We start from the raw sequence: 2,497 nt of genomic DNA on the forward strand, positions 1-2,497 counted from the left end.
GGGAGCCGACTTAGTTCGGTGACTGCGTACCTTTTGTATAATGGGTCAACGACTTATTTTCAGTAGCAAGGTTAAGCACATAGCGGAGCCGTAGGGAAACCGAGTCTTAATAGGGCGTTTAGTTGCTGGGAATAGACCCGAAACCGAGCGATCTATCCATGAGCAGGTTGAAGGTTGGGTAACACTAACTGGAGGACCGAACTCACATACGTTGAAAAGTCTGGAGATGACTTGTGGATAGGAGTGAAAGGCTAATCAAGCTCGGAGATAGCTGGTTCTCCTCGAAAGCTATTTAGGTAGCGCCTCGTATCTCACCATTGGGGGTAGAGCACTGTTTGGGCTAGGGGGTCATCCCGACTTACCAACCCCATGCAAACTCCGAATACCAATGAGTGCAATTACGGGAGACACACGGCGGGTGCTAACGTCCGTCGTGGAAAGGGAAACAACCCAGACCGTCAGCTAAGGTCCCAAAGTTACAGTTAAGTGGGAAACGATGTGGGAAGGCTCAGACAGCTAGGAGGTTGGCTTAGAAGCAGCCATCCTTTAAAGAAAGCGTAATAGCTCACTAGTCGAGTCGGCCTGCGCGGAAGATATAACGGGGCTAAACTGTACACCGAAGCTACGGATGCAAGAACTTCACTTAAGCTTATTTGAGCGAAGCGAAAATATAAGCCGCCACGAACGTTGAGTGGGCAGAGCGGTATTTTGGCGGAGTAAGCATTAGACGAAGTAAGTTTAAGGAAGTTCTTGCATGGTAGAGGAGCGTTCTGTAAGCCGTTGAAGGTCAAGCTGTAAGGCAGGCTGGAGGTATCAGAAGTGCGAATGTTGACATGAGTAACGATAAGGGGAGTGAAAAACTCCCCCGCCGGAAGACCAAGGTTTCCTGTCCCATGTTAATCAGGGCAGGGTGAGTCGGCCCCTAAGGCGAGGCAGAAATGCGTAGTCGATGGGAAACAGGTTAATATTCCTGTACTCGTACATATTGCGATGGAGAGACGGAGAAGGCTAGGCCAGCACAGCGATGGTTGTCTGTGTTTAAGGCGGTAGGTTAGGTGCTTAGGCAAATCCGGGCACCTCCCTTTAGTGGGAAAACCGAGAACTGACGACGAGCCCTCTTTTGGGTGAAGTGGTTGATGCCATGCTTCCAGGAAAAACTTCTAAGCTTCAGATATGATCGAACCGTACCCCAAACCGACACAGGTGGTCAGGTAGAGAATACCAAGGCGCTTGAGAGAACTCGGGTGAAGGAACTAGGCAAAATGGTACCGTAACTTCGGGAGAAGGTACGCCGGCCGGTGTGAAGGACTTGCTCCGTAAGCACTAGTCGGTCGAAGATACCAGGTGGCTGCGACTGTTTATTAAAAACACAGCACTCTGCAAACACGAAAGTGGACGTATAGGGTGTGACGCCTGCCCGGTGCTTGAAGGTTAATTGATGGGGTTAGCGCAAGCGAAGCTCTTGATCGAAGCCCAAGTAAACGGCGGCCGTAACTATAACGGTCCTAAGGTAGCGAAATTCCTTGTCGGGTAAGTTCCGACCTGCACGAATGGCGTAACGATGGCCACACTGTCTCCACCCGAGACTCAGTGAAATTGAAATCGCAGTGAAGATGCTGTGTATCCGCGGCTAGACGGAAAGACCCCGTGAACCTTTACTATAGCTTCACAGTGAACTTTGAACCTACTTGTGTAGGATAGGTGGGAGGCTTTGAAACTAAGACGCCAGTTTTAGTGGAGCCACTCTTGAAATACCACCCTGGTATGTTTGAGGTTCTAACTCAGGTCCCTTATCGGGATCGAGGACACTGTGTGGTGGGTAGTTTGACTGGGGCGGTCTCCTCCCAAAGAGTAACGGAGGAGCACGAAGGTGTGCTCAGCATGGTCGGAAATCATGCGTAGAGTGTAAAGGCAAAAGCACGCTTAACTGCGAGACAGACACGTCGAGCAGGTACGAAAGTAGGTCTTAGTGATCCGGTGGTTCTGTATGGAAGGGCCATCGCTCAACGGATAAAAGGTACTCCGGGGATAACAGGCTGATACCGCCCAAGAGTTCACATCGACGGCGGTGTTTGGCACCTCGATGTCGGCTCATCACATCCTGGGGCTGAAGCCGGTCCCAAGGGTATGGCTGTTCGCCATTTAAAGTGGTACGCGAGCTGGGTTTAGAACGTCGTGAGACAGTTCGGTCCCTATCTGCCGTGGACGTTTGAGATTTGAGAGGAGCTGCTCCTAGTACGAGAGGACCGGAGTGGACGAACCTCTGGTGTTCCGGTTGTCACGCCAGTGGCATTGCCGGGTAGCTATGTTCGGACGGGATAACCGCTGAAAGCATCTAAGCGGGAAGCCTCCCTCAAGATAAGATCTCACTGGGACATAAGTCCCCTAAAGAGCCGTTCGAGACTAGGACGTTGATAGGTTGGGTGTGTAAGTGCTGTGAGGCATTGAGCTAACCAATACTAATTGCTCGTGAGGCTTGACCATATAACACCAAAGT

At 51.0% G+C, this 2,497-nt stretch carries 1 rRNA gene (only partly in view); it reads left to right on the forward strand.

What is annotated here, in order from left to right:
* A 23S ribosomal RNA gene (locus DFP81_RS17945) occupies nucleotides 1-2,484 on the forward strand (it extends 521 nt beyond the left edge of the window).
* The last annotated feature ends 13 nt before the right edge of the window (nucleotides 2,485-2,497 follow it).

The organism is Marinomonas pollencensis (assembly GCF_003387375.1).
Lineage (GTDB): Bacteria > Pseudomonadota > Gammaproteobacteria > Pseudomonadales > Marinomonadaceae > Marinomonas > Marinomonas pollencensis.